General features: G+C 28.7%; 30 protein-coding genes and 1 tRNA gene. 17 read left to right on the top strand and 14 right to left on the bottom strand.

The genetic code is table 11. The annotated features are described in order from the left end of the window. Positions 1-2: 2 nt before the first annotated feature. From ACTTBI_RS07270 to rpmH, 6 genes are read right to left on the bottom strand one after another with little or no spacing between them, the layout of a single operon-like run. Complete coding sequence (locus ACTTBI_RS07270) at positions 3-674, bottom strand: pyrimidine 5'-nucleotidase (protein WP_440653443.1); 672 nt, start codon at positions 672-674, stop codon at positions 3-5. Further along, positions 671-1,537, bottom strand: a complete 867-nt coding sequence (gene argB / locus ACTTBI_RS07275; protein WP_440653445.1) for an acetylglutamate kinase — start codon at positions 1,535-1,537, stop codon at positions 671-673. Before argB ends, ACTTBI_RS07270 begins: the two co-directional genes overlap by 4 nt. Then, on the bottom strand, positions 1,537-3,213 hold the full coding sequence (yidC, locus tag ACTTBI_RS07280) for a membrane protein insertase YidC (protein ID WP_440653447.1): 1,677 nt from the start codon (positions 3,211-3,213) through the stop codon (positions 1,537-1,539). Before yidC ends, argB begins: the two co-directional genes overlap by 1 nt. Position 3,214: 1 nt before the next feature. After that, the gene (yidD, locus tag ACTTBI_RS07285) at positions 3,215-3,463 is read right to left on the bottom strand and encodes a membrane protein insertion efficiency factor YidD (protein WP_440653448.1); all 249 of its coding nucleotides are present in this window, start codon (positions 3,461-3,463) and stop codon (positions 3,215-3,217) included. Then, complete coding sequence (rnpA, locus tag ACTTBI_RS07290; RefSeq protein WP_440653449.1) at positions 3,463-3,804, bottom strand: ribonuclease P protein component; 342 nt, start codon at positions 3,802-3,804, stop codon at positions 3,463-3,465. The genes yidD and rnpA overlap by 1 nt, the downstream gene beginning before the upstream one ends. A gap of 4 nt (positions 3,805-3,808) precedes the next feature. Beyond that, positions 3,809-3,949, bottom strand: coding sequence for a 50S ribosomal protein L34 (gene rpmH / locus ACTTBI_RS07295; protein ID WP_023854404.1), 141 nt, complete (start codon positions 3,947-3,949; stop codon positions 3,809-3,811). 94 nt (positions 3,950-4,043) lie between these two features. Here rpmH and ACTTBI_RS07300 point away from each other — a divergent pair, with 94 nt between their 5' ends. The 13 genes from ACTTBI_RS07300 (at position 4,044) to hisG (ending at position 13,590) form a co-directional block, all read left to right on the top strand. Beyond that, the gene (locus tag ACTTBI_RS07300; RefSeq protein ID WP_440653450.1) at positions 4,044-4,766 is read left to right on the top strand and encodes a TVP38/TMEM64 family protein; all 723 of its coding nucleotides are present in this window, start codon (positions 4,044-4,046) and stop codon (positions 4,764-4,766) included. Between the two features lie 173 nt (positions 4,767-4,939). After that, complete coding sequence (locus ACTTBI_RS07305; RefSeq protein ID WP_075505952.1) at positions 4,940-5,140, top strand: hypothetical protein; 201 nt, start codon at positions 4,940-4,942, stop codon at positions 5,138-5,140. 97 nt (positions 5,141-5,237) lie between these two features. Then, positions 5,238-5,798 carry a dCTP deaminase gene (gene dcd / locus ACTTBI_RS07310; protein ID WP_440653452.1) on the top strand — a complete coding sequence of 187 codons (561 nt, stop codon included), beginning with the start codon at positions 5,238-5,240 and terminating at the stop codon, positions 5,796-5,798. A gap of 3 nt (positions 5,799-5,801) precedes the next feature. Further along, positions 5,802-7,064: a UDP-N-acetylglucosamine 1-carboxyvinyltransferase gene (gene murA / locus ACTTBI_RS07315; RefSeq protein ID WP_440653454.1), complete on the top strand. Its 1,263-nt coding sequence runs from the start codon at positions 5,802-5,804 to the stop codon at positions 7,062-7,064. Further along, positions 7,061-7,453 carry a DUF2948 family protein gene (locus tag ACTTBI_RS07320; RefSeq protein ID WP_440653456.1) on the top strand — a complete coding sequence of 131 codons (393 nt, stop codon included), beginning with the start codon at positions 7,061-7,063 and terminating at the stop codon, positions 7,451-7,453. The genes murA and ACTTBI_RS07320 overlap by 4 nt, the downstream gene beginning before the upstream one ends. Positions 7,454-7,460: 7 nt before the next feature. Beyond that, complete coding sequence (hisD, locus tag ACTTBI_RS07325) at positions 7,461-8,744, top strand: histidinol dehydrogenase (protein WP_440653457.1); 1,284 nt, start codon at positions 7,461-7,463, stop codon at positions 8,742-8,744. 2 nt (positions 8,745-8,746) lie between these two features. Beyond that, entirely contained in the window at positions 8,747-8,962 is a 216-nt protein-coding gene (gene infA / locus ACTTBI_RS07330; protein WP_023854397.1) for a translation initiation factor IF-1, read from the top strand. A gap of 4 nt (positions 8,963-8,966) precedes the next feature. Next, positions 8,967-9,041: transfer RNA gene (locus ACTTBI_RS07335), tRNA-Phe, on the top strand. An 81-nt stretch (positions 9,042-9,122) separates the two neighbouring features. After that, positions 9,123-9,335, top strand: coding sequence for a cold-shock protein (locus tag ACTTBI_RS07340; protein ID WP_075505957.1), 213 nt, complete (start codon positions 9,123-9,125; stop codon positions 9,333-9,335). Positions 9,336-9,647: 312 nt separating this feature from the next. After that, positions 9,648-11,042: a histidine--tRNA ligase gene (gene hisS, locus ACTTBI_RS07345; RefSeq protein ID WP_440653458.1), complete on the top strand. Its 1,395-nt coding sequence runs from the start codon at positions 9,648-9,650 to the stop codon at positions 11,040-11,042. After that, positions 11,020-12,066, top strand: a complete 1,047-nt coding sequence (locus ACTTBI_RS07350) for an ATP phosphoribosyltransferase regulatory subunit (protein WP_440653459.1) — start codon at positions 11,020-11,022, stop codon at positions 12,064-12,066. The genes hisS and ACTTBI_RS07350 overlap by 23 nt, the downstream gene beginning before the upstream one ends. After that, on the top strand, positions 12,063-12,905 hold the full coding sequence (locus ACTTBI_RS07355; RefSeq protein WP_440653460.1) for a sulfotransferase domain-containing protein: 843 nt from the start codon (positions 12,063-12,065) through the stop codon (positions 12,903-12,905). The genes ACTTBI_RS07350 and ACTTBI_RS07355 overlap by 4 nt, the downstream gene beginning before the upstream one ends. Next, positions 12,895-13,590 carry an ATP phosphoribosyltransferase gene (gene hisG / locus ACTTBI_RS07360; RefSeq protein ID WP_440653462.1) on the top strand — a complete coding sequence of 232 codons (696 nt, stop codon included), beginning with the start codon at positions 12,895-12,897 and terminating at the stop codon, positions 13,588-13,590. Before ACTTBI_RS07355 ends, hisG begins: the two co-directional genes overlap by 11 nt. Here hisG and ACTTBI_RS07365 read toward each other — a convergent pair. After that, positions 13,573-13,704 carry a hypothetical protein gene (locus ACTTBI_RS07365; protein ID WP_440653463.1) on the bottom strand — a complete coding sequence of 44 codons (132 nt, stop codon included), beginning with the start codon at positions 13,702-13,704 and terminating at the stop codon, positions 13,573-13,575. The two genes, hisG and ACTTBI_RS07365, sit on opposite strands and share 18 nt — an antisense overlap. 31 nt (positions 13,705-13,735) lie before the next feature. Between ACTTBI_RS07365 and ACTTBI_RS07370 the strand changes: the two genes are divergently transcribed. Genes ACTTBI_RS07370 through ACTTBI_RS07385 form a run of 4 tightly spaced genes read left to right on the top strand, consistent with a single transcriptional unit; the run spans position 13,736 to position 17,361 of the window. Beyond that, positions 13,736-14,833 (top strand): DNA recombination protein RmuC, encoded by a 1,098-nt coding sequence (locus tag ACTTBI_RS07370; protein ID WP_440653464.1) that lies wholly within the window; start codon positions 13,736-13,738, stop codon positions 14,831-14,833. Positions 14,834-14,870: 37 nt separating this feature from the next. Next, positions 14,871-15,557 (top strand): hypothetical protein, encoded by a 687-nt coding sequence (locus tag ACTTBI_RS07375; protein ID WP_440653466.1) that lies wholly within the window; start codon positions 14,871-14,873, stop codon positions 15,555-15,557. A 15-nt stretch (positions 15,558-15,572) separates the two neighbouring features. Continuing rightward, positions 15,573-17,009 (top strand): exonuclease domain-containing protein, encoded by a 1,437-nt coding sequence (locus ACTTBI_RS07380; RefSeq protein ID WP_440653467.1) that lies wholly within the window; start codon positions 15,573-15,575, stop codon positions 17,007-17,009. A 34-nt stretch (positions 17,010-17,043) separates the two neighbouring features. Further along, positions 17,044-17,361, top strand: coding sequence for a thioredoxin family protein (locus tag ACTTBI_RS07385; protein WP_440653468.1), 318 nt, complete (start codon positions 17,044-17,046; stop codon positions 17,359-17,361). On the opposite strand, the gene ACTTBI_RS07390 is transcribed toward ACTTBI_RS07385, so the two are convergent. Genes ACTTBI_RS07390 through ACTTBI_RS07420 form a run of 7 tightly spaced genes read right to left on the bottom strand, consistent with a single transcriptional unit; the run spans position 17,358 to position 23,120 of the window. Continuing rightward, positions 17,358-18,623 (bottom strand): bifunctional folylpolyglutamate synthase/dihydrofolate synthase, encoded by a 1,266-nt coding sequence (locus tag ACTTBI_RS07390; RefSeq protein ID WP_440653470.1) that lies wholly within the window; start codon positions 18,621-18,623, stop codon positions 17,358-17,360. The two genes, ACTTBI_RS07385 and ACTTBI_RS07390, sit on opposite strands and share 4 nt — an antisense overlap. Continuing rightward, the gene (locus tag ACTTBI_RS07395) at positions 18,577-19,506 is read right to left on the bottom strand and encodes an acetyl-CoA carboxylase carboxyltransferase subunit beta (RefSeq protein ID WP_075505966.1); all 930 of its coding nucleotides are present in this window, start codon (positions 19,504-19,506) and stop codon (positions 18,577-18,579) included. The genes ACTTBI_RS07390 and ACTTBI_RS07395 overlap by 47 nt, the downstream gene beginning before the upstream one ends. Further along, positions 19,503-20,303, bottom strand: coding sequence for a tryptophan synthase subunit alpha (gene trpA / locus ACTTBI_RS07400; RefSeq protein WP_440653472.1), 801 nt, complete (start codon positions 20,301-20,303; stop codon positions 19,503-19,505). Before trpA ends, ACTTBI_RS07395 begins: the two co-directional genes overlap by 4 nt. Then, positions 20,303-21,532, bottom strand: a complete 1,230-nt coding sequence (gene trpB / locus ACTTBI_RS07405; protein WP_440653536.1) for a tryptophan synthase subunit beta — start codon at positions 21,530-21,532, stop codon at positions 20,303-20,305. Before trpB ends, trpA begins: the two co-directional genes overlap by 1 nt. Beyond that, on the bottom strand, positions 21,522-22,151 hold the full coding sequence (locus tag ACTTBI_RS07410; RefSeq protein WP_440653474.1) for a phosphoribosylanthranilate isomerase: 630 nt from the start codon (positions 22,149-22,151) through the stop codon (positions 21,522-21,524). The genes trpB and ACTTBI_RS07410 overlap by 11 nt, the downstream gene beginning before the upstream one ends. Beyond that, complete coding sequence (gene pyrF / locus ACTTBI_RS07415; protein WP_440653475.1) at positions 22,148-22,840, bottom strand: orotidine-5'-phosphate decarboxylase; 693 nt, start codon at positions 22,838-22,840, stop codon at positions 22,148-22,150. Before pyrF ends, ACTTBI_RS07410 begins: the two co-directional genes overlap by 4 nt. Then, the gene (locus ACTTBI_RS07420) at positions 22,830-23,120 is read right to left on the bottom strand and encodes an HU family DNA-binding protein (protein ID WP_440633301.1); all 291 of its coding nucleotides are present in this window, start codon (positions 23,118-23,120) and stop codon (positions 22,830-22,832) included. Before ACTTBI_RS07420 ends, pyrF begins: the two co-directional genes overlap by 11 nt. Positions 23,121-23,127: the final 7 nt, after the last annotated feature.

Consider the following 23,127-nt stretch of genomic DNA (forward strand, 5'->3'; position numbering starts at 1 on the left):
TTTTATTGGTTTTTTAATAACCTTATTTCTTTTAAAAATAAAGTAAGATTTTCAATTTTATAATCAATATATTCTTTATTAGATTCTTTTTTGCCCCATTCCTCATCATTAATTAACCAAGCAGTAATTGTTCCTCGCTCTTTACCTATCGATAAGTTTTTTGCTATATCTTCAATGTACAAAGTTTCTTTTGGATCAATTTTGAATTTTTCTACCATTAAATCGAAAGCTTTAGCTTCTGGTTTTGGGTGATATTCTGCATCCACGATATCAAATATACCTTCAAATTGGTCGTCAATTCCTAATGTTGTAGTGATGTGCTTTACATGGTTGTAACTACCATTAGTGAAGACAAATTTTCTTAAATTTATATTCTCTAACTCATACCTTAATGCTGTATCTTTTTCTAAAAAAGATAAATCAATATCATGAACAAAATCTAAAAATTCTTTAGGATCAATTTCATGATGAATCATTAGACCATTTAAGCTTGTGTTATATTTGTGAAAGTAATTTGTCTGAAGTTCTTTAGCTTTTTTTAAATCTATATTAAGTTTACTCGAGATATATTCAGTCATTTTTCGGCTTACTTGACCAAATACTGCCTCTAGGTCGCTATAAAGAACACCATCACAATCAAATAAAATATTTTTAATATGGCTTAAATTTTTCATTGTCTAATTAAAGTTCCAGATCCCCCATCTGATAAAAGTTCAAATAGAACAGAATGATTTTTTCTTCCATCTATTATAACAACTCCTTTTACGCCGTTACTAGCAACATCTAAGCAATTATTTATTTTTGGGATCATGCCACCCGTAATTGTTTCATTATCTATTAAGTCTTTTATAGATTCTGAATTAATTTCTGGAATTAGATTTTTATTTTTATCCAAAACACCTTCTACGTCACTTAATATAATTAATCTTCTTGCGTTAATTTTTTTAGCAATATAGCCAGCTGCAGTATCTGCATTGACATTATAAGTTTGATCATTTTTATCTAAACCTAAGGGTGTAATAACAGGAACTTTTTTATCTGCTATAATTTTATCTATTATTGATTGATCTAAATTTGTAGGAGAGCCTACAAAACCAAGCTCTTCATTTTCTTGGATAACTGTTAAAATATTATTTTCTTTAGAATTAATACTCTGACTTTCGCAATTTTGCTTATTTAGAGCATTGATGATTTCTTTATTAAAATCAATTAATACTTCTTCAACAACTTTAATAGTTTCTTTGTCAGTTACCCTTAATCCTTTTATAAATTTACTTTCTAAACCTATCCCATTAAGTTTATTACTTATTCTTTTTCCACCTCCATGAACAATAATAGGAGTAAATCCTAGTTTATTTAGTGTTGAAATATCTTTAATAAAAATATCAAAAAGATTTTGATCAATTAAAACACTACCACCACATTTAATAACAATATATTCATCGTTATATTTTTCTAAATATTTCTGTACTTCTTCTGTTGAAGGACCATCTAATGGTAGAATTGTTTTTAATTCTTCTTCTTTAATATCCAACATTAAGTTGTTGTTTTAACAGTGGTTCGTTTCATTATGAAAACTTGTTGTGCCATAGTTAAAATATTATTTACTGTCCAATATATTACCAACCCTGCTGGGAAAGGTGCCAAAATTATTGTTAAGAATAATGGAAAGAACATAAATATTTTTGCTTGCATCGGATCTGTTGGAGCAGGATTTAATTTTTGTTGAACCCACATAGAAACACCCATTGCAACAGGCCATACTCCAATGACTAAAAATGATGGTACATCATAAGGCAATAACCCAAATAGATTAAACAAAGAGGTAGGGTCTCTCTCAGATAAATCTTGTATCCAGCCATAAAAAGGCATTTGTCTCATTTCAATCGTTACAAATAAAACTTTGTATAAAGCAAAGAAAACTGGAATTTGTACTAGTATTGGTAAACAACCAGACATCGGGTTTACTTTCTCTTTTTTATAGAGAGCCATCATTGATTGTTGCAATTTCATTTTGTCATCTTTGTGTAGCTCTTTTAGTCTCGCCATTTCAGGCTGTAAGGCTTTCATTTTTGCCATGCTTCTGAACGAAAAGTTTGCAAGTGGGAAAAATGCTAATCTTATACAAATTGTAATTGCTATGATAGCTAAGCCGTAATTTCCAAGTAATTTAAAGAAATAATCTATTCCAAAAAATAATGGCTTGGTAATAAAGTATAAAAATCCCCAATCAATTGTTAAGTCAAATTTATCAATGTTTAAAGATTCAGCATATCCATCAATTACATCAACTCTTTTTGCAGCAACAATGATTTGTAAGGTTTCTTCAATCAATGAATTTTCATTAAGTTCCAATGGCTCAGTTGAAACGAAATTTGCTCTGAACTTATCTTTATAATCAAATGTTGTTTTAAATTCTTTTTCTCTAGGTGGAATTAGTGAAGTTACCCAGTACTTATCTCCAATCCCTAGCCATCCTTTTTGAGCTGTTCTTGAGAATTTCTTTTCTTGTATATCATCGTAATCTTCTTCAATAAGTTCATCATCAAGTGTTGCCACTAATCCTTCATGAAGGATATAGAAGTTAGATATATCAGGCATTTCATTTCTAATGATTTGCCCATAAGTATAAAAATCATACTTTTTATCTGTAGGATTGATCACACTTTGTTTAATTGAAAATAAATATTTGTCATCTAAGGCAATCTCTTTTTCAAATGTAATACCTTGATCATTTGTCCAAGATATTTTTATAGGAGATTGATCTGTTAATTTATTATTTCCTGAAACTTTCCAAATAGAATTTGAATTTGGAATTTCAACATTTTTATCAGATGTAATAAAACCACTTTCAATTAAATAACCATCTTTTGAATTTCTTGGTGAAAGAAGTGTAACTTTTTCCTGTGAGTCTAGACTGACATTATATTGCTTAAAAGTTAGATCATCAATTACACCACCTTTAAGTGAAATAGAACCAACAATACTTTCATTCTCAAAATTAATTCTTTCACTTTGATTTAAAGCTTCTTCTCTAGAAATTTCAGCAACATTTTCTTTTTGATCTAGTAAAGGTGTATCGCTGTTTTGTTCAACTTTATTTCCTTCAGTCATATTTTCTTTAGTAATTGGTGGAGGAGCAAAAAATAGTGAATACAGAACTATAACTGCTGCTGATAATGAAATTGCCGCTACTATATTTTTAGTATCCATATTATTTTAATTTTGTATTTTTTTTAACAGGATCAAAACCTTCACCACCACCCAAAAATTTGATTGGGTGACAAGATAAGATTCTTTTAATACTTAAAAATGATCCTTTTAACAGACCAAATTCTTTAAGTGCATCAATACTGTATTCTGAGCAAGTAGGTAAATATCTACAAGAATGTCCAAATAGAGGGCTAATCAGATATTTATAACTTTTGATAATTTTAATTAATATATTTGTAAAAATATTCATTATTTTATTTTTTCAAAATCCTGAAATAGAGTTTCTTTTATTAATTTGTATTCATTATTTAGCATAGATGACTTAGCGATAACAAGGAATGAATAGTTAAAATTTATTGATATTTTTTTAACTGCTTCGTTAAAAATATTCCTTAATCTTCTTTTAATCTTATTTCTCTTAACTGCATTCCCTAATTTCTTTTTTGTTACAAAGCTAATATTGAGTTTATTATTATTTTTATTCATTAATTTACCAAAGAAAATAGTTACGTACTTATTCGAGAACTTTTTTTGTTTAAGTAAATTTTTAAATTCTTCGTTTTTTGAAAGAGCAACAATTTTGCTTTTCATTAATTTACACTGATACAGTTAAAGATTTTCTTCCTCTGGCTCTTCTTCTAGCTAAAAGTTTCTTTCCACCTTTAGTCTTCATTTTTGATCTAAAGCCGTGTTTTCTTGCTCTTTTTTTGTTTGAAGGTTGGTATGTTCTTTTCATAAATAAATTGATTAAATTTTATAAATTTTGCCCCTTTATATTAGCAATAATAAAAATAGCAAATAGAAGATTTAGGAATAAAATAACAATATTCATGGAAAAAACAAAAAAAATTAAACTATTTATAGGTTTATCTTACTTATTAATTGTTAGTTTATTTTTATATTTTTTCTTTTCAAAATTCAGTCTTCAGGAGATTACATCTTATGATTTTTTGAGAAATAACAGATCTTATTTAATTGAGTTGAAGAATTCTAATTTATTTTTAGTTTCAATTTCTTTTTTGTTTCTAACAGTGCTTTGGGTATTTCCTTTTCTAGGCTTTGGATCTCCTGTGGCTTTAATGGGCGGCTTTATCTTTGGCAAGTGGATTGGAACATTAGTTGTGGTTACTGGTTTAAGTGTAGGTGCAACTTTTTTATATATATTTGGAAATTATTTTTTAAGAGATTTAATTAGAGAAAAATTTCTTAATAAATTTCAAAATCTTGAAATTAAATTTAAAAAATCTGAATTTTTTTATTTATTCGTTTACAGATTTATTGGAGGAGTTCCTTGGCAAATAAGTTGTCTATTGCCAACATTATTTAATGTAAGAGTAAAAAATTTTCTATTTGCAACTTTTTTAGGAATAATACCTCAGATTTTTTTGGCAGTTTCAATTGGAAGTGGGATTGAAAAAGTAATCGACCAAAATTCAGAAGTTCCAGGAATAATGGATATTATCTTTTCCCCAGATATTTATGTTCCTCTTTTAGCGTTTTTTGTACTAATTGTGTTTTCAATTATTTTTAGAAAAAAATTTTACAGAAATTAATGGTGCTCCCACCCTGTACTGACCAGGGAACTAGTCATTACCAATGACTTGTTATGCCATTTAACTACAGGAGCTAAAATACATTTAGTAATTTATTGATAATAAAGCATTTTTTTCAAATTATTGCCTTAATTTTTTGATTATAATGATCTATATCTACTAAAAAAAATGTTATGGGAATTCACTACGATTATAAATCCACAAAAGGCAACAAGCTTATGGAGAAGCAAGCTAAAAGAGAAAGAAAGCTTGCAGAAAAAAAAGCTAAACGTTTAGCTAAAGAAGGCCCAAAAAAAGAAGAGCCCACATCAAAACCATTAGATCCTAATAAACCAATATCGTTAGATTTTTTGACTAATCCCAACAAAGAATGAGTTCAAAAGATAAAAATGAGCGTCTGAGCTTAGCTTTAAGAAAAAACTTAAAAAAAAGAAAACTATTCCAAAAAAAAAACAAAAAAAAATCTAAGTAATGTCTATTCAACCTGACTCGTGGATTAAGAAGATGTGTAAAGAGCACAACATGATTGAACCATTTTTGGATCATCAAGTTGCGGAGGGAAAAATATCATATGGATTAAGTAGCATGGGTTATGATGTTAGGATCTCTGATGAATATAGAATATTCACTAATGTAAATAATTCATTAGTTGATCCAAAAAATTTTTCAGATGACAACTTTATAGAGAAAAAGGGACCACATTGCGTTATTCCTCCAAACTCATTTGTTTTGGCTAAAACAGTAGAATATTTCAGAATTCCAAAAGATGTACTTTGTATATGTGTTGGCAAAAGCACTTATGCAAGGACAGGTATAATTTGTAATGTAACTCCTATTGAAAACGAATTTGAAGGAAATATAGTTATAGAGTTAAGCAACACTACACCTAATCCAGCAAAAATTTATTCCAATGAAGGTATAGCTCAATTTTTATTTTTTAAATCAGAAACTCAACCAGAGACAACTTATAAATCTAAGAACGGTAAATATCAGGGACAAACTACTATTCAGGTTGCTAAAATTAAAAAGTAAGTTATGGACAAATTTCTGATTGATGGTCCTAGCAAAATAAAGGGCAAAGTTTCAATATCAGGCTCTAAAAATGCATCATTACCAATATTAGCAGCTACACTACTTTTTGATTTACCGGTAACTATTAAAAACCTACCAAGAGTAAAAGATATTAGCACTATGCTTAATTTACTTAAGTCTCTTGGATCAAAAATTGAACTTTCTAAAGATAAAAAAACTGCAAAAATTTCAAACAATAAAAATATGAAAACTTTTGCTAGTTATTCATTAGTTAAAACAATGAGAGGTTCAATTTTAGTATTAGGACCCTTAGTTGCAAAATATCATAAGTCAAAAACATCATTACCAGGTGGTTGCTTAATTGGTGCAAGACCAGTTAATTATCATTTGTCAGCTTTAGAAAAACTTGGCATGAATTATGAAATTAAAGACGGTTACATTTTAGCAAAATCTTTTGGCAAACTTAAAGGAGCGTTAATTAGATTTCCAAAAATTACTGTTGGTGCAACTGAAAATTCTATAATTGCTGCATGCTTGGCAAAAGGAAAAACAATATTAAGAAATTGTGCTGTTGAGCCAGAAATAAAAGACCTTACTAACTTTCTCAATTCAGCTGGTGCAAAAATTAATTGGATAGGGAGAACTTGTATTATCAAAGGAGTAAGTTCATTAAAATCAACAAATTATTCTGTAATGGCTGATAGAATTGAAGCTAGTACTTTTTGTGTAGCTGCAACTCTAGCTAAAGGGAATTTAAAAATAAATAATCTAGATCCAAAAATAATAAATACAGAACTTAATTTATTAAAAAAAACTGGCGCCAAAGTAAAAGTAAGCAAAAATAAAATTCATATTAATGGACCAGACAAAATTAAGTCTATTAAAAATATTAAAACAAAAGAGTTTCCCGGAATTCCAACAGATCTACAGGCGCAATTAATGGTCTTAATGTGTAAAGCAAAAGGAAAAAGTTCAATTACAGAAAATATTTTTGAAAATAGATTTATGCATGTTGCTGAATTACAAAGATTAGGTGCGAATATTACGATTAAAAATAATAAAGCTTATATTGGGGGTAATACGAAATTTATTGGTGCAGAAGTAATGTCTAGTGATCTAAGAGCATCAGTGGCACTTGTCTTAGCAGCTTCAGTTGCACAAGGAAGATCTGTAATTAATAGAATTTATCATTTAGATCGTGGTTATGAAAAAATTGAAAATAAATTAAAAGATATTGGTGTTAAAATAAAAAGATTAAAAAGATGAACAAATATTTAGCTAAAATTATTGCTACAGACAAAGAAGGATTACAAATGATTTCAGCTTGTAGTTCAGGAGCTAAAGTAAAGGTTTCAGATATTAAGTATTTAGAATCTAATAAAGTATTTTTGTTATCAATTGAACGTATTAAAGTAGAAAATGAAAATGAGGACAAAAAAGTCAATAGTATCTGCAGATTTGATTTTGTTGATAAGGTAAAGTCAAAAAATATTGATCAATCAAATCAAGAATTGGTTTTAGAATTAGTAGGAATAGATTATTTGAAAAATAACGATGTTTATGAAATAAATCTCTTTTTTAGTAACAATGCTCATATCGCTTTGACCGCTGAAACGATTGAAGCAATATTAGAGGATCAAAGCGAAATAAAATAAAGTAGAGATGAAAGTTTTAGATAACAGTAAGAAAAATTTTGACAAATTATTGGATGATTTGTTAATTCAAAGAAAGAGAAAAGTTCAATCAAGTTTTGTTTCAGTCACTAACATTATTAAAGATGTTAAAAAAAATGGTGATAAAGCTTTATTAAAATATGAGAAAAAATTTAATAAAAATTCAATAATTGAACCTAGCTCAAATCAAATTCAAAAATCAATTAAATCATTAAATTCTAAAGTAAAAAAATCTATCGATACTGCTTACAACAGGATTTATAAATTTCATTCATTACAAAAATTCAAAAATATTTCTTACACTGATAAATTTAAAAATAAACTTGAGTATAAATATTTGCCAATAGATTCGGTTGCAATTTATGTACCTGGTTCAACCGCATCCTATCCATCTAGTGTATTGATGAATGCAATTCCAGCTATTGTTGCTGGCGTAAAAAGAATAGTTATGATTAACCCAGGCTATAAAGGAAAACAAAATCCTGCAGTATTGTATGCTGCTAAAAAATGTAAAATTAATGAAATTTACTCAATAGGTGGACCATCTGCTATTGCTGCAGTTTCTTACGGAACTAAAAAAATAAAAAAAGTTGATAAAATTGTAGGACCTGGAAATGCTTACGTTGCAGCTGCAAAAAAAGAAGTTTTTGGAGATGTTGGAATTGAGGGTATGACTGCTGGTCCTTCTGAAGTTACAATAGTTTGTGACAAGTATTCAAATCCAGAATGGATTGCTAGTGATTTAATAGGACAAGCAGAACATGATGATCTTGCACAGTGCATATTAATTTCAAAAGATAAAAACTTATTAAATAAAGTTAAAACTGAAATAATTAAACAATTAAAAGAAATTCCAAGAGAATCTATTGCAAAGAGAAGTTTGCAAAATAATGGAATTTTAATGCATGTAAATTCAGATAAAAAAATTATAGATATTGTTAACAAAATAGCTCCAGAGCATTTAGAGTTAAATGTTAAAAATTATAAATCTATTGTTTCAAAAATAAAAAATTCAGGATCAATATGTTTAGGAAAATATGCTGTTATGGCTATGACGGATTATAATGTAGGTTCAAACCATGTTTTACCAACTAACGGATCAGCAAAATATTCAAGTGGTATAAGTGTAAACGAATTCTACAAAAGAATTTCATACATAAACCTATCAAAAAAGGGTATTGAAAGTCTTGGACCATCAGTTATAACACTTGCAAATTATGAAGGCCTGGTTGGGCATGCTCAATCAGTATTAAAAAGAATAAGGAGAAAATAAATTTGTCAAAACAAGACTTACTTGAATTCAAGGGGACTGTGATAGACCTACTCCCGAATGCAATGTTTAGAGTTAAGCTAGAGAATGGTCATACGGTTACAGCTCACACAGCAGGTAAGTTAAGAAAAAACAGAATCAGAGTTCTTCAAGGTGACAATGTAACTGTGGAGATGACACCTTACGATCTTACTAAAGGAAGAATTATCTTTAGAGGATAAATAAGGCTGAGTAGCTCAGGAGTAGAGCAGAGCCCTGAAAAGGCTTGTGTCGGAGGTGCGAATCCTTCCTCAGCCACCACCACAAAGTTTGATCTTGAAATAACTGTAAAAGAAATTAACTTAATTAATATAATAAATAACAAAAGGACAAAGAAATAAGATGAGTACACTACAAGGTAAAATAAAATGGTATAATGGTAAAAAGGGATATGGCTTTATAGAGAGAGACGACAAAGAGAAAGATGCCTTTGTACATGCTTCAGCTGTAAAAGCTGCTGGAATGAGATTTCTTAATGAAGGTGATAAACTTGAATTCACATTAGAAGACGGTCCCAAAGGTCCTTCTGCAGTAAATTTAAAAAAAATAGACTAATTTTCGTAAAATTTCTAAAGGACGTTATTTCTACATTTAGTAGATCAACGTCCTTTTTTTATTTAAGCCTTGTATATTAATAATTTTTGTCTAAAACGCTGCTTATGAATATAAATATTACATACAGAATTACTTATAGAAGTACTCACAGAAACTGTTTCCATAGCCATTAGGCTATTTATTTATATTATAATTTTCATTCCACATAAAATAAGATAATAACTAAAGGATAAGCTTTGGTGGTGAAATAGTATCACGTCGGTTTGTGGATCCGAAGTCGTAGGAGCGTAACCTACCCAAAGTACCACTAAAATGGAAAAAGATAAAAAACTCAATCCTTCCTTACCATCTGGATTTGAAGATCGTTGGAATAAAAAGTTAGTTTTAAAAAAACAACTTTTAAAAGTGATTGAAAAAAATTTTATAAAATTTGGAGCTGAACCATTAGAAACTCCTTCTTTTGAGATCAGCGAAAATATTGGTTCGTTTTTAGCAGAAGACGAGGACAACCCTATGTCTGATGTATTTTCATTCAAAGATGGCGATAAAAATATTACACTTAGATATGATCTATCTAGTCCTTTAGCTAGATTTGTTGCTCAAAATAACCAAGAGCTTCCATCAATTTACAAAAGATATGCAATTCAAAATGTTTTTAGAAATGAAAAAGCAGGAAATGGAAGATACAGAGAGTTCATGCAGGCCGATTTTGATATTGTTGGAAATGTTAATTCAGCCCAAGCTAATGCAGAACTTTGCAATTTAATCTCGAGTACACTCTTAGATTGTGGTTTGAATAAAGATCAATTTATGATCAATATTAGTAATAGAAAAATTGTACAAGGTTTAATTGATGATTTAAAAATATCTGAAGACAAGCAATTAAAAGTAATTAGAGCTATTGATAAATTAGATAAACCTGGATTTGGTATAAAAGGTGTTGAAGATCTTCTTAAAAAAGAGAGAAAAGATGCAAGCGGCGCAGTTACAATAGGCGCTGATCTAACAGATGAACAAGCATCACAAATATTAAATTTTTTAAAAATAAAAGACTTAAAACAATTAAAAGAAAATTTAAAAAATCCATTGTCTCAAGAAGGAATTAAAGAGCTTGAGGAAGTTTTTGAAATTTTAGGATTTGGTTCTAATTTAGATCAAGTACAAACCAATTTTACTATTGTTAGAGGTTTAGCTTATTATTCTGATTTTATTGTTGAAACTAACCTAAATTTTAAAATTACAAATAATAAAGGAAAAGAAGTTGATATAGGCAGTATTTGCTCAGGAGGGTCTTATGCTAAGCTTATCTCAAGATTTAAAGGGGTAGATATTCCAGGCACAGGAATTAGTTTTGGTGTAGATAGATTGTTGTTTGCACTTTTACAATTGGATCAGATTAATGTGGATGATCAAAAGCCTGTTTTAGTTTGTGTGATGGAGGAAAAATATCTAAAAAATTATTACGAAATTGTAGATCAATTAAGAGAAAATAACATTAATGCAGAAATTTTTTTAGACACAAAGAAAAATTTAGGTAAGCAATTAACCTTAGCAAATAAGCGTGAATTAAATGTAGCAGTTATATGTGGTGACAATGAATTTAATAAAGGCACAGTAACGATAAAAAATCTTAAAGGTGTTAAAGGTGAAAATAACAAAACATTTCCAAAATCAGATTTAATAGATGAAATCAAAAAACTTATCTGAAAGAATTCTTAGATCAGTAAAATCTAAGGGTTACAAATATATAGATTTACCCTCAGTTATTGAGGCTAATCATATTGTTCAAAGGTCAGGTGAAAACTTTAGAAAATTTATTTTTTCATTTACTGATCAAAATGGAAGTGAGCTGTGTCTTAGACCAGATTTAACTATTGCATCCTGCTTAAGATATTTAGAAAATAATCTAAAAGGAAAAGAAAAAATTTTCTATAGTGGTCAAGCTTATAGAAAATCTGAAAATAAAAGTGATTCTATTATCCGAGATCAAATTGGATTTGAAATTTTAGGCTCTAAAGATGAAAAAAATGATGACAAAGAAATTATCAACACCTCATTAAAATCTCTACAAAATATTAAATATTCTTCAGGTAAATTGACAATAGGAAATGTTGAGATATTTAATTTGTTAATTTCAAAACTAGATATCCCGAAAAGATGGAAGTTAAGATTATCAAGACATTTTTGGAGAGAAGATTACTTTAATGATCTTTTAAAAAGATTGGAAACAAACTCTGATGTAGATCCAACAATCGTTGAAATAGATAAAAAGCGATATTTAAAAATGCTAAAAGAAGATTTATCAAACGTAATAGCAGGAAGAACAATTAATGAGATATTAAACCGATTTGATAACAAAATTAAAGATCCAAGAAGAGCTAGTAAAGGTAAAGGTGTATCAAAAATTATTAAAGAATTCTTAAAAATCAAATGCCCAATCAATGAGGCTGCATCTGTGTTAAATAAATTTTTTAAAAAAAATAGAATTAATTTGGTGGTTGATCAAAGATATTTTCCTGTCTCTAACAACAAAGTTTCAAAATTAAATGTTGTATTTTCAACTTCATTTGGAAGACAATTAGAATATTACACAGGAATGGTTTTTAAAATTGATATTAAATCAAAAAATAAATTAAAAAATATTATAAATGGTGGTCGTTATGATCGATTAATTTCTGATCTTGGGTCAAAAAAAAAAATACCAGCAGTAGGAGCGGCATTAAACTTATGATTATATGGATTGCATCTTATCCAAAGAGTGGGAACACTTGGTTACGTTCTTTATTGTCAACATATTATTTTACTAAGGATGGTAACTTTAATTTTCAAATTTTAAATAATATTAAATCATTTCCAAGTTCATATTATTTTGAAAAATATTCAGATAATTTTTTGGAACCTGAAAGTACCGCTAAATATTGGATTAGTGAACAAAGATCTATTAACTCAGATAAAAAAATTAAATTTTTAAAAACTCACAACGCCTTATGCAAAATAAATGGAAATAGTTTTACTGATGAAAATAATTCAATAGGAGCAATACATATAGTTAGAGATCCAAGAAACGTGTTAACTTCTTTATCTAATCATTATCAGATAAAAAAATTAGATGCCTTAGAATTCATGTTGCAAGAGCAAAAAGCAATTGTTGAAAAAAAAGATAACAGATACCTTGGTTTCAACCCACTTTTTTCTTGGTCTATACATGAAAAAAGTTGGTCTGAATGTAAAAAATTCCCGGTTCTAACTATTAGATACGAAGATTTACAACTAGAGACTTTTGTTACTTTCAAAAAAGTAATTAGTTTTATCAGCAAATTAACAAATAAAAAAAATTCTTTTCAAAGAGAAAAAGCAAAAAAAACAATTTCAAGCTGTGAATTTAATAAATTAAAAAAAATGGAAAATGAATTTGGCTTTAATGAAGCTATTTCAAGCAAACTTACAGGTGAAAAGATAAAATTCTTTAATCTTGGAAAAGATAATGATTACAAAAAATTGTTAGAAAAAGATTTAATTGAAAAAATGAATTCTTTATTCAAAGAACAAATTAAAAAATATGAATACTAAAGAAATGATAAATATTGGAATTCCTAGTAAAGGCAGACTTAGAAAAGATATACTAAATATATTTAGAAAAAATAAATTAAATCTAGTTTCAGAAAGAGGAGAAAGAGATTTATTAGGTTCAATAAAACAAAAGAAAAATGTTAAAATTTTATATCTTCATGCAAGAGAGATTATAGAGAGACTTGGAGATGGTTCTTTAGATCTAGGATTTTCTGGATTCGATTTGTTGAAAGAGAGTGAAATAAATATTCAAAAGAAAATTAATGTTATTAAAAAATATGATTTTGGAAAGGCTTCATTAGTGGTTGCAATTCCAGATCCTTGGATTGATGTTCAAACTATTGCTGATTTAGAGGAAATAGCATTTGATTTTAGAGATAAGAAAAAGAAAAGATTAAGAGTTGCAACCAAATATCCAAATTTAACAAGAGAATTTTTATTTTCTAAAGGGGTTACTCAATTTAAATTAGTAGACAGTTTAGGTGCTACAGAGGCATATCCTTTTACTGGTTCATCAGAAATAATTACTGATATCACTTCAACAGGAGAAACTTTAAAAGCCAATAATTTAAGAGTTTTAAAAGATGGTGAAATATTAAAATCAGAGGCTTGTATGATGATATCTAAATCATCGTCTAAAAATAAATCACTTCAAAGTTTAGCTAGATTACTTTCTAAGAATTAAATCTTTCCAATAAATAAGAATAATTTTAATAATATCTAGGTTTCTAAGGATTGCATAAATACCAACTAGTATTCCTAAACCAATAATAATTTTAAATATTAATAATAATTCCATTACATATTTTATATATGATATAAAGTGATTCATGGAAGTTATATTTTTAGTTATTTTAATTCTGTTGCTTGGAGTAGTTTCGGCAATTCTTTACTTAAATTTGAGATCTAAGCCTGAAGATCAAAAAGAAAATAAAGAAGCTGAAGAAATAGCTAATTTAAAATCTGAAATCTCAAGTTTAAAGGATACCTTAAATACAACAATCAATAGCTCACTTGGAGCAATGTCCACTTCATTTAACAATCTGTCTACTGGAGTAACAAAAGATATGACAGAAGCTTTAACTAAAGTAGATGAAAAAGTTGGAAATTTTAATCAACAAGTTCAACTATTAAACCAAAGCCAAGAAGGAATAACAAAAATTTTGGCTGGAGTTAAAAAATATGGAACTCTTGCAGAGTTTAGTTTGGATGCACTGATTAAAGATTTACTACCAGCTTCTCAATTCATGACAAATGTGAAAATGAAAGAAAATACAAGTGAGAATGTAGAATTTGCTATTAAGCTACAAGGTGATGTTTTAGTTCCAGTTGATAGTCATTTTCCGGTGGAGAAATTTAAAGCAATTACCGATGGTCATGACGCGGAAGATAAAAGGTTAGTTGCCGATGCTAGAGCAAAATTAGCTACTGCATTTAAAGCAAAAGCTAAAAGTGTAAATGAAAAATATATTGTACCACCAAAAACTACTGACTTTGCAATTGTGTATGCCCCTACAGAAAGTTTGTACAAAGAATTAACTGAATACCAAGATCCAAGTACAAAAGAATTATTAACTCAAGAATTAATGAAAAAATATAAAGTTGTAATTTGTGGCCCTAATACTTTATCAGCATATTTGCAATCTTTACACATGGGATTTCAATCCTTGAAAGTTCAAAAGGGAGCAACTGAAATTTATAATCATTTAAAAACAATAAGCACAAGATTTTCAAAACACTTTGACAACATAGTAGTTCTTAGAAAAAAATTAGAAGATGCTATGGGTGTGGTTGATAAATTTGGAACAGATGCAAGATCAATAAATAGAACTTTGGAAAGTATAAAAGATCCAGAACAAGTTGAGAAAGCTGTACAAACAGATAACGTTGAAAAATTTGTTGATAAACAAAGACAAATTAAAAATTAATTTCTTTTTTTTGATAATACCCTTTATAAGAAATCTCATGCAATGGAATCGTAAATATGATTATCCAAAATCTTCAAGAGCAACTGTTGATGGCATTAGAAGATATCTTTTGGGAGAAGAAAAATTACCAAGTGTCACTTCAATTTTAGATGTTACTAAATCTGAAGAGGATAAAGCAGCATTAGCAAATTGGAGAGAGAGAACAGGATATAAAGAAGCTGAAGCAATCACAAAAGCAGCAAGCAGCAGAGGCTCACAGATGCATAACTACTTAGAATCTTATTTGCTTGGGAGAGAAAATTTAAGTTTTTTTGATGATAATGAACAATATAAATTGATGGCAAAAGAAATAATAGATCATGGTTTAAAAAATAGATTGGAAGAAATATGGGGTGTTGAGTGTACACTGTACTATCCAGATAAGTATGCTGGCACTGCGGACTGTGTTGGAGTTTATGAGGGAATAGAAACAATTATAGATTTTAAACAAAGTAATAAACCAAAGAAAGCTGAGTATATCGATTCATGGTTATTACAAACCAGCGCGTATTCTTTAGCTCATAATGTTGTGTATAACTCCAATATCACTTCTTGTGTTATTTTGGTCTGCACTGTAGATAAATTATTCCAAGAATTTAAAATTCAAGGACATGATTTAGTCATTTATCAAAATTTGTTTTTAGGAAGATTAAAAAAATTTCATGAACTATCTAATTTAACTTAAAATATATAAGAAAATATGGACAAATTTGTAATCTACGACACTGAAACAACTAATAGCACTATTTGGGGATCAATTATTGAGGTTGGAGCAGTTGTTGTTGATAAAAATTTAAATGAAATTGGTAAGTTAAATATCAGAGGCAGAATGCCAGAAGGAGAAGTGCCAAGTGCTAAAGCTCTATTGGTAAACTCAACAAGTATAGATTTACTTACAAAAGGGAACTATTCTCATTATGAATTCTTAGGAGCAGTTGAAAACTTCTTCTCAAAAGCTGCACCAGCATTATTCATGGGATGGAGTAACTTAAATTTTGATAGACGTATGTTTCATTTTAATTTTTTTAAAGGTAACAGATATCCTTATATTACTCACTCGTCTCCAAATAAAGAACACGACGGTCTTCATGTTGCAAGAGCTGCACAAACAATTAATTCTGAAACTTTAAAAACTGAACTAACAGATGCTGGAAATGAAAGTCTTGCTCTTGAAGGTTTAGCAAGACAACAAGGATTTGATACTTCACAACAACACACTGCATATCATGATGCATTTACAAGTTTAAAAATTTTAAGGATTATAAAAGAAAAGCATAACGATAATTGGGAAAAATTTTTAACTACCTCTACAAAAAGTAGTGTGGAATCAATTTTAAAAGGAGAGGGTATTTATTCAATATTTGAAAATGTTAAAGGAAGAAATATGATGTATTTAGTATCAACATTGCATCCAGAACATTGTTTTCACCCAACTTATGCTTCTTGGGGATATTTATGGGATTTAAGAAGAGATCCAGAGCCCTTTCTAAACATGTCAGTTAATGAGCTTAAAGCTAGTCTTAAAAAAATTAGTCCAAAAGCTCTAAGAGTTATAAAAACAAATAAAGCGCCTGTTGTATTGAATAAAAAATTTGCTTTAAAAGAAAAAGTCTATGCAGATCTAGATTTAGAGGCAATTCAAAAAAGAGCTAAATTAGTTAGATCTAGTGAAAACTTGTGTAAAAATATTCAAATCATTAATAGAGAAGCTGCAGAAGAGAAGGCACAAACTCAAAATCAAGAAGATTTACTTCCTGAGGAGACTTTATATGAGAAATTTATTCCAAACAAAGACACTGCTTTATTTAAAACTTGGCACAGTTCGTCATGGGATGACAAATTAAGATTATTAGATAAATTTCAAGATAAGAGATGTGCTTGGTTTGGACAAAAAATTATTTACCAAGAAGCACCTCACGTATTACCACCTGATTTATATAAAAATATTAAAAGTGAAATAGCTAGAAGAATTTTGAGCAAAAATAGAGAAAAGTGGCAAACTATAGCAATGGCTTACACCGAAATAGACACCTTGAGAGACCAAGCATCTAATAGAGATGATGAAGAAGAACTAAAAAAATTAGATGAAATAAACGAATTTATTATGTCTATTGAAAAAAAATATGAAATTGCATAGTTGACTTTAAAACTTTAATTTATAGAAAGGATTTATGCTTATAGATTTTAAAGATGAAGATTTTGATAGTAAAATCAAAAATGAAGATGTTTCAGTAATCCAGTTTTCAGCTGCCTGGTGTGGACCTTGCAAAGCTTTAAAACCAGTAATGGATAAGTTAGCTGATGAATACAAAAGTAAAGCTGGTTTTTATTATGCTGATGTAGAAGATGGTGGAATAAATACTGGAAGTGCTGCTGGTATAAGAGGGGTACCAACTGTTATTATTTACAAAAAAGGTATTGAAGTAGATAGAAAAGTTGGCGGAGTACCCGAAAGCCACATGAAAGAATTTTTAGAAAAAAATATCTAATTCAAATTAAGTATTTCTCCAGCTAAATAAAGAGAACCTGTAATTAAAATTACATCGTTTTTCTTGACCGAAATAGACTTGATTGCATCAAATATATCCTCTTTGTACTGAACATTTTTGAATGAATTTAGTTTGTTTTTTAAGTCTTTTCCGCCAATTGAATTAGGTTGGTTTGGAACATCAATAGTGGTCAAGGTTGAGATATTTTTAAAATAACTAATATACTCATTATGATCCTTGTTGGACATCATACCTAAGATAATGTGTTTATTACAATCTAAAGTTTGGAGATATTCGTTTACCACTCTAGCTCCATCAGGATTATGATCTCCAGAAATTAATAATGTATTATTTTTTACAAGTTCTTTTAGTTTTCCAGATTTAATTTCCTGTAATCTTGCAAGATTATGTATTTTTTTAATACCATTTTCTATTTTAGTATCTTCAATTCCAAGATTTAAAGTTCTTATAGTTGCAATAGCAGTTGATATATTTTCTAGTTGAAACTGACCAAGAACGTTCGGTGAAGGAAGTTTTAAACTTCCAAATTTATCCTCATAGTAAAAAAAACCATTCTCTTGAATTGAATAACTATAGTCTTCATTAAAAAATAACTTATTTGAAGAGTTATTTTTAATAGTTTTTTTAATACATTCCATTGTCTGTTTTTTATTTTGTTTAGCGATAATAATATTTGAATTAAGTAAGGCTGATGTTTTTTCAAAAACAATTTGCTCAATTGTTTGATTTTCTTTCGGAAGCCAGTCGAGATGGTCTTTACTTATAGAGGTTACTATACTTGCAAGATTACTCTTTAAAATATTAGTAGCATCAAAACGGTGGAATAAACCACTTTCTATTAAGTTGATATTGTCAGGAGATTGGGCAGCTTTATAAAAAAAACAAGCTGATAACATTTCAAAAACAGTTATTGGATTGTTATTATTAATTTTTTCAACCTCTTCTAATAAATCAGCTAATTCCTCGTCATTTAATTCCTGATTATTAAATACAAATCTTTCATTAATTTTTTGTATATGTGGGCTCGTATAAACATTGCATTTTAAATTTGCTTCCTTAAGAATTGCATAAATAGCCTGGATGGTAGAATTTTTTCCATTAGTTCCAACAACTGATATGGCTTTAATTTTATCTTGGGGATTTCCTAATTTTTTACAAAGATTTTGAATTCTATCTAAAGATAAATCTATTTCTTTAGGATGCAACTTTTGAAAATTGCTGAGTATCTTCTGAAGTTTCATTTTGCTCAGAACTTATAGCAGAATTTTGTTTTAACAATATTGATAATAAAGTTCCTATTTTAGATGCTAGATCTCTTCTTTCTACGATTAAATCAACAAACCCAGTTTTCTCAACATACTCACTTTTTTGAAAACCTTCAGGCAATTCTTCTTTTACTGTTCCTTGGATAACTCTTGCACCTGCAAATGCAATTAAAGCGCCTGGCTCTGCAATATGAATATCTCCTAACATTGCATAGGAAGCAGTTATTCCTCCTGCAGTAGGGTCCGTAATGCAGACCAAGTAAGGTAAACCATTTTTCTTTAATTCATTAATTGCAAGTGTGGTTCTTGTCATTTGAGATAATGAAATTAAACTTTCCATCATTCTCATCCCTCCACCAGCACTTATACATATAAATGGTGTTTGATTTTCTATTGCATGTTGAATTCCATATAAAAATGCTTCACCTTCTGCAGCGGCCATCGATGCTCCTAAAAAATCAAAATCAGATGCAACAGCTGTTATTTTAATATTATTGATTGTCCCAGATGCAACCATCATCCCACAATCTAATCCAGTTTTCTTACGAGCGCTTTTTAACCTATCTTTATAAGATTTAGAATCTGTCCAATTTAAGGGATCATCTTTTGGAATGGGAGTTTTAAAAACTTCATAATTGTTTTTTCCAAATAAAATATCAAATCTTTGTTTAGGTTTAATTCTATGATGTTTATTACAATCTGGACATACCCAAAGGTTTGCTTCCAAATCTTTCTTTAGAATTGGTCCACGACAACAACTTGTCCATTCACTTTTTGCAATATCCTCTTTAGTAGCTCGTTCACGTATAGCAGTTTTTATCTTTTCACCTGCTTTAATAATTTTGGTTATCCAGTTCATTGAATTTTATTTCTTAATCTTTTAACGATATTAGTAACATTTGTGACAGTATTTTGTCTTCTTTCAATTGATTTGGATATTTCTTTACATATTGCGCTACCAACTACCAAACCATCAGCTTTTTTAAGTGATTTAATCGTCTTTTCTGTAATACCAAAGCCAATCACAACATTTTTCGATTTATTTTGATTTTTAATTTTGTTGTATCTTTCCAAGATTTTCTTAGGAGATACTTTCAATTTTCCTCCTGTAGTTGATAACATGCTTATATAGTAAACCATATCATGTGAATCTTTTATTATTTTTTTTAATCTGATTTGAGATGTAGTAGGTGAGACCAGCTGAATAAAATTTACTCCTTTTTTTTTACATTTTGATGCAAAACTTTTGTTTTCTGGATAAGGTAAATCTACAACAATCAGTCCATCTACTTTTGATTTTTTACATCTGTCTAAAAATTTATTTTCATTGTACTGAAATATCATATTGTAATAACCCATTAGTATAATTGGTGTATTTTTTTTTGATTTCTTAAAATTTTTTGCAATTGAAAATACATCGTTAATTTTAATACCATTTTTAATTGCCCTATAGGCGCTAGTTTGGATTTGACCTCCATCAGCTATGGGAGTGTTGTGAGGAAAACCCAATTCACAAATATCAGCATAGTCAGAAATAGAATTAAGAATTTCTAAAGATTTTTTTTTAGTATTATCACCTGCAACTGTATAGGTCAGTAAGGCAGGTCTATTTTCTTTTTTCGCATTTAAAAAAGCTTTATTAAGTAAAGAGTTCATTAATGTTTTCCCAATCTTTCTCTTAAAATATCTCTATCTTTTTTTGCATCACCACAAGAGTTAACAATTATAATTGTATCTTTGCTTAATTTTGGAGCAATTTTTATTGCCTCAGCAAAAGCATGACTTGGTTCTAAACTTGGATTAAGTTTTTCAAATTTAGTTACCATTACATGTGCATTAAGTGCATCTTCATCTGTTGCATAAGTATATCTTGCTCTTTTTGTATCTTTTAAAAAACAATGAATAGGACTAACACCAGGATAATCTAAACCAGCGCTTATAGATTCTGTATCATTAATTTGTCCTTCTTTATTTTGGCAAACATATGAAGCTGCTCCATGTAAAATACCAACTTTTGCATTTCTACTTAGTGGTGCTGCATGAAGTTTAGATTTTTTAGGACCTCCAGCTTCTACACCAATTAATTCTATTTGTTTTTTATCAAAATCAATAAACTCACTCCAAAATCCATATGCAGAACTACCACCTCCAACACAATTAATTAACTTAATTTTATTTGGAATTTTTTTAAATTCTTCTTTAAGCTGTGTTCTTAATTCTCTAGAAATTTGTGCAGTTGACCAACCACATATTTTTACAAAGATATTTGGTCCAACAGTACTACCAACGCACATGTGTGTATTATCACAATTAGATACCCAATATCGCATACATTCACTCACTGCATCAACTAAAGTCTGACTTCCAGAATAAACTGGTACAATTTCTGCTCCGTTTTTTCTCATAGCGTCACAATTTGGTTTTTGTCTTTTAATATCTTTAGCACCCATAAAAATTTTACATTTAAGACCAAATTTTTTAGCCGCCATACTTAACATTTTTCCTGCATATCCAGCTCCAGTATCGCCAACGATATATTTTTTACCCATAGCTTTACAAATTAGTGCATGAACAGTGGCATTATAGATTTTATGCGCACCTCCATTTGCTTCAGAAACTACTTTTGCCCAAATTTGAGCTCCACCTAAATGATTGGACAAATTTTCTAATTTCACAAAAGAGGTTGGGGATCCAATATAATTTTTAAAATAATAATCTTTTTTTTTTAAAAAGGCTTTATTATTTCTAAGTTTCTTAAATTCTTTTGTTAAATCCTCTACTGGTTTTTTTAAAGTTTCAGGTATAAAACTACCTCCAAATTTTCCTCCCCAAAACCCCTGTTGATCATGTTGATCAATTAATGGAACACCTTTTTTAAGCTTCATTTTTAATTTCATTAACTTTATTTAAAAAAAATTCTAATTTGGATAGGTCTTTTAATCCAGATGTTTCTACACCACCAGATAAATCTATAAAATTTGCCAAATTTTTGAAATTTTTAAGCTCATCATTGTATTGAATATTTCCGGCAATCATTAATTCCTTATTTAGTTTGATATTTTTAATCAAATCATGATTAAAAGACTGACTCTTCTCGTAGCCTTTACTATCAAATAGATAAATATCAGTATGATCAAAATATAATTTATAATCGTCCAAATCAGTCTCTGATTTAATTGTGAAAGCTGTAATAATTTTCTTTTGATATTTTTCTTTTATTTGTCTTATTTCCTCTGGTGTGCAATCATACAATTGATAATAATCAAAAGGTAAGTTTTTAATTTTCTCTAAAATATCTATATTCGGTTTAACGAGAACAGCAACGTAAAAACTTTCTTTTGGACCAATACTTAAAAGTTTTTTTAAATTTTCATATTCAATATACCTAGAACTTTTTGGATAGTTGCAAATAAATCCTATAAAAGTTGGTGGGTGAGGATGATTAATTAAAAAATTTAAAGTATTTGGATCTGAAATCCCACAGATTTTACAACCTTTGATCATTTATTTAAATGATCAATTAATTTTTTAATATTATTTTTTATATTCCCTTGTGTAAGGGATCTTCCAATTACAACTCCCGAAACTTTATTTTTGAAAGCATCTTTTGGTGTCGTTACTCTAGCTTGATCGTTTGTATTGTCACCTGGCAATCTTATACCAGGTGTGATGACCAATAAATTTTTGTATTTTTTTCTAACCATTTTTGCTTCTTTTGCAGAACAAACTATCCCATCACATCCTGATTTTTTAATAATATCAGCTTGTTTTAAAACTAGTTGGTCAACTGTATTAGTATGACCAATTTCTTTTAACGATTTATTGTTAAGACTGGTCAATACAGTAACTCCGAGTACTTTTAAGTTATTATTAATTTGTTTGGTTTTTTCCTTGATAGCTTTAAGCATATTAAGCCCACCATTTGCATGCACAGTAATGTATTTACATTTTTTTAAATCTTTCAAACTATCAACTGCAGAAAGAGCTGTTTGTGGAATATCATTTATTTTTAAATCCAACCAAAAATCTGATTTGTATTTTTCTAAAAATTTTCTTCCATTTTTTGAGTAAAAAAACTGTAATCCAAATTTTGGAATAATTTTTAACTTTTTTGTATTAATATTTTTAAGAATTTTCTTTATTTGATCTAAATTAGAAGTATCACATGCAACGAATATAATTTTATTCTTCATTATTGATCTTTTTAAACATTTCCTTGCTCATTTTCCATGATATTACTTTCTTTTCAGGAACTGCAACTTTTTCACCAGTTTTTGGATTTCTTCTAATGGAGGCTTTTTGAGTCTTAACTCTAAATGTTCCAAAATTTCTTAATTCTACTCCATCTCCTCTACGAAGTGATCTTTTTATTTCATTTAAAATTATATCAGTAAATTTCTCTAAATCTTTTTTTAAGAAATTTGGGTAGTTTTGAGAGAGTTGTTTTAAAAGCTTTGATTTTACAATAGCCAATTTATAA

Origin of the sequence: Candidatus Pelagibacter sp. HIMB1542 (genome assembly GCF_052047835.1) — a bacterium.
Classification (GTDB): Bacteria; Pseudomonadota; Alphaproteobacteria; order Pelagibacterales; family Pelagibacteraceae; genus Pelagibacter.

Bases quoted from the DNA above. Each gene is read 5' to 3' on its own strand.
- ACTTBI_RS07270 (WP_440653443.1), bottom strand. From the start codon at position 674: ATGAAAAATTTAAGCCATATTAAAAATATTTTATTTGATTGTGATGGT.
- argB (WP_440653445.1), bottom strand. From the start codon at position 1,537: ATGTTGGATATTAAAGAAGAAGAATTAAAAACAATTCTACCATTAGAT.
- yidC (WP_440653447.1), bottom strand. From the start codon at position 3,213: ATGGATACTAAAAATATAGTAGCGGCAATTTCATTATCAGCAGCAGTT.
- yidD (WP_440653448.1), bottom strand. From the start codon at position 3,463: ATGAATATTTTTACAAATATATTAATTAAAATTATCAAAAGTTATAAA.
- rnpA (WP_440653449.1), bottom strand. From the start codon at position 3,804: ATGAAAAGCAAAATTGTTGCTCTTTCAAAAAACGAAGAATTTAAAAAT.
- rpmH (WP_023854404.1), bottom strand. From the start codon at position 3,949: ATGAAAAGAACATACCAACCTTCAAACAAAAAAAGAGCAAGAAAACAC.
- ACTTBI_RS07300 (WP_440653450.1), top strand. From the start codon at position 4,044: ATGGAAAAAACAAAAAAAATTAAACTATTTATAGGTTTATCTTACTTA.
- ACTTBI_RS07305 (WP_075505952.1), top strand. From the start codon at position 4,940: ATGGGAATTCACTACGATTATAAATCCACAAAAGGCAACAAGCTTATG.
- dcd (WP_440653452.1), top strand. From the start codon at position 5,238: ATGTCTATTCAACCTGACTCGTGGATTAAGAAGATGTGTAAAGAGCAC.
- murA (WP_440653454.1), top strand. From the start codon at position 5,802: ATGGACAAATTTCTGATTGATGGTCCTAGCAAAATAAAGGGCAAAGTT.
- ACTTBI_RS07320 (WP_440653456.1), top strand. From the start codon at position 7,061: ATGAACAAATATTTAGCTAAAATTATTGCTACAGACAAAGAAGGATTA.
- hisD (WP_440653457.1), top strand. From the start codon at position 7,461: ATGAAAGTTTTAGATAACAGTAAGAAAAATTTTGACAAATTATTGGAT.
- ACTTBI_RS07340 (WP_075505957.1), top strand. From the start codon at position 9,123: ATGAGTACACTACAAGGTAAAATAAAATGGTATAATGGTAAAAAGGGA.
- hisS (WP_440653458.1), top strand. From the start codon at position 9,648: ATGGAAAAAGATAAAAAACTCAATCCTTCCTTACCATCTGGATTTGAA.
- ACTTBI_RS07350 (WP_440653459.1), top strand. From the start codon at position 11,020: ATGAAATCAAAAAACTTATCTGAAAGAATTCTTAGATCAGTAAAATCT.
- ACTTBI_RS07355 (WP_440653460.1), top strand. From the start codon at position 12,063: ATGATTATATGGATTGCATCTTATCCAAAGAGTGGGAACACTTGGTTA.
- hisG (WP_440653462.1), top strand. From the start codon at position 12,895: ATGAATACTAAAGAAATGATAAATATTGGAATTCCTAGTAAAGGCAGA.
- ACTTBI_RS07365 (WP_440653463.1), bottom strand. From the start codon at position 13,704: ATGGAATTATTATTAATATTTAAAATTATTATTGGTTTAGGAATACTA.
- ACTTBI_RS07370 (WP_440653464.1), top strand. From the start codon at position 13,736: ATGGAAGTTATATTTTTAGTTATTTTAATTCTGTTGCTTGGAGTAGTT.
- ACTTBI_RS07375 (WP_440653466.1), top strand. From the start codon at position 14,871: ATGCAATGGAATCGTAAATATGATTATCCAAAATCTTCAAGAGCAACT.
- ACTTBI_RS07380 (WP_440653467.1), top strand. From the start codon at position 15,573: ATGGACAAATTTGTAATCTACGACACTGAAACAACTAATAGCACTATT.
- ACTTBI_RS07385 (WP_440653468.1), top strand. From the start codon at position 17,044: ATGCTTATAGATTTTAAAGATGAAGATTTTGATAGTAAAATCAAAAAT.
- ACTTBI_RS07390 (WP_440653470.1), bottom strand. From the start codon at position 18,623: ATGAAACTTCAGAAGATACTCAGCAATTTTCAAAAGTTGCATCCTAAA.
- ACTTBI_RS07395 (WP_075505966.1), bottom strand. From the start codon at position 19,506: ATGAACTGGATAACCAAAATTATTAAAGCAGGTGAAAAGATAAAAACT.
- trpA (WP_440653472.1), bottom strand. From the start codon at position 20,303: ATGAACTCTTTACTTAATAAAGCTTTTTTAAATGCGAAAAAAGAAAAT.
- trpB (WP_440653536.1), bottom strand. From the start codon at position 21,532: ATGAAGCTTAAAAAAGGTGTTCCATTAATTGATCAACATGATCAACAG.
- ACTTBI_RS07410 (WP_440653474.1), bottom strand. From the start codon at position 22,151: ATGATCAAAGGTTGTAAAATCTGTGGGATTTCAGATCCAAATACTTTA.
- pyrF (WP_440653475.1), bottom strand. From the start codon at position 22,840: ATGAAGAATAAAATTATATTCGTTGCATGTGATACTTCTAATTTAGAT.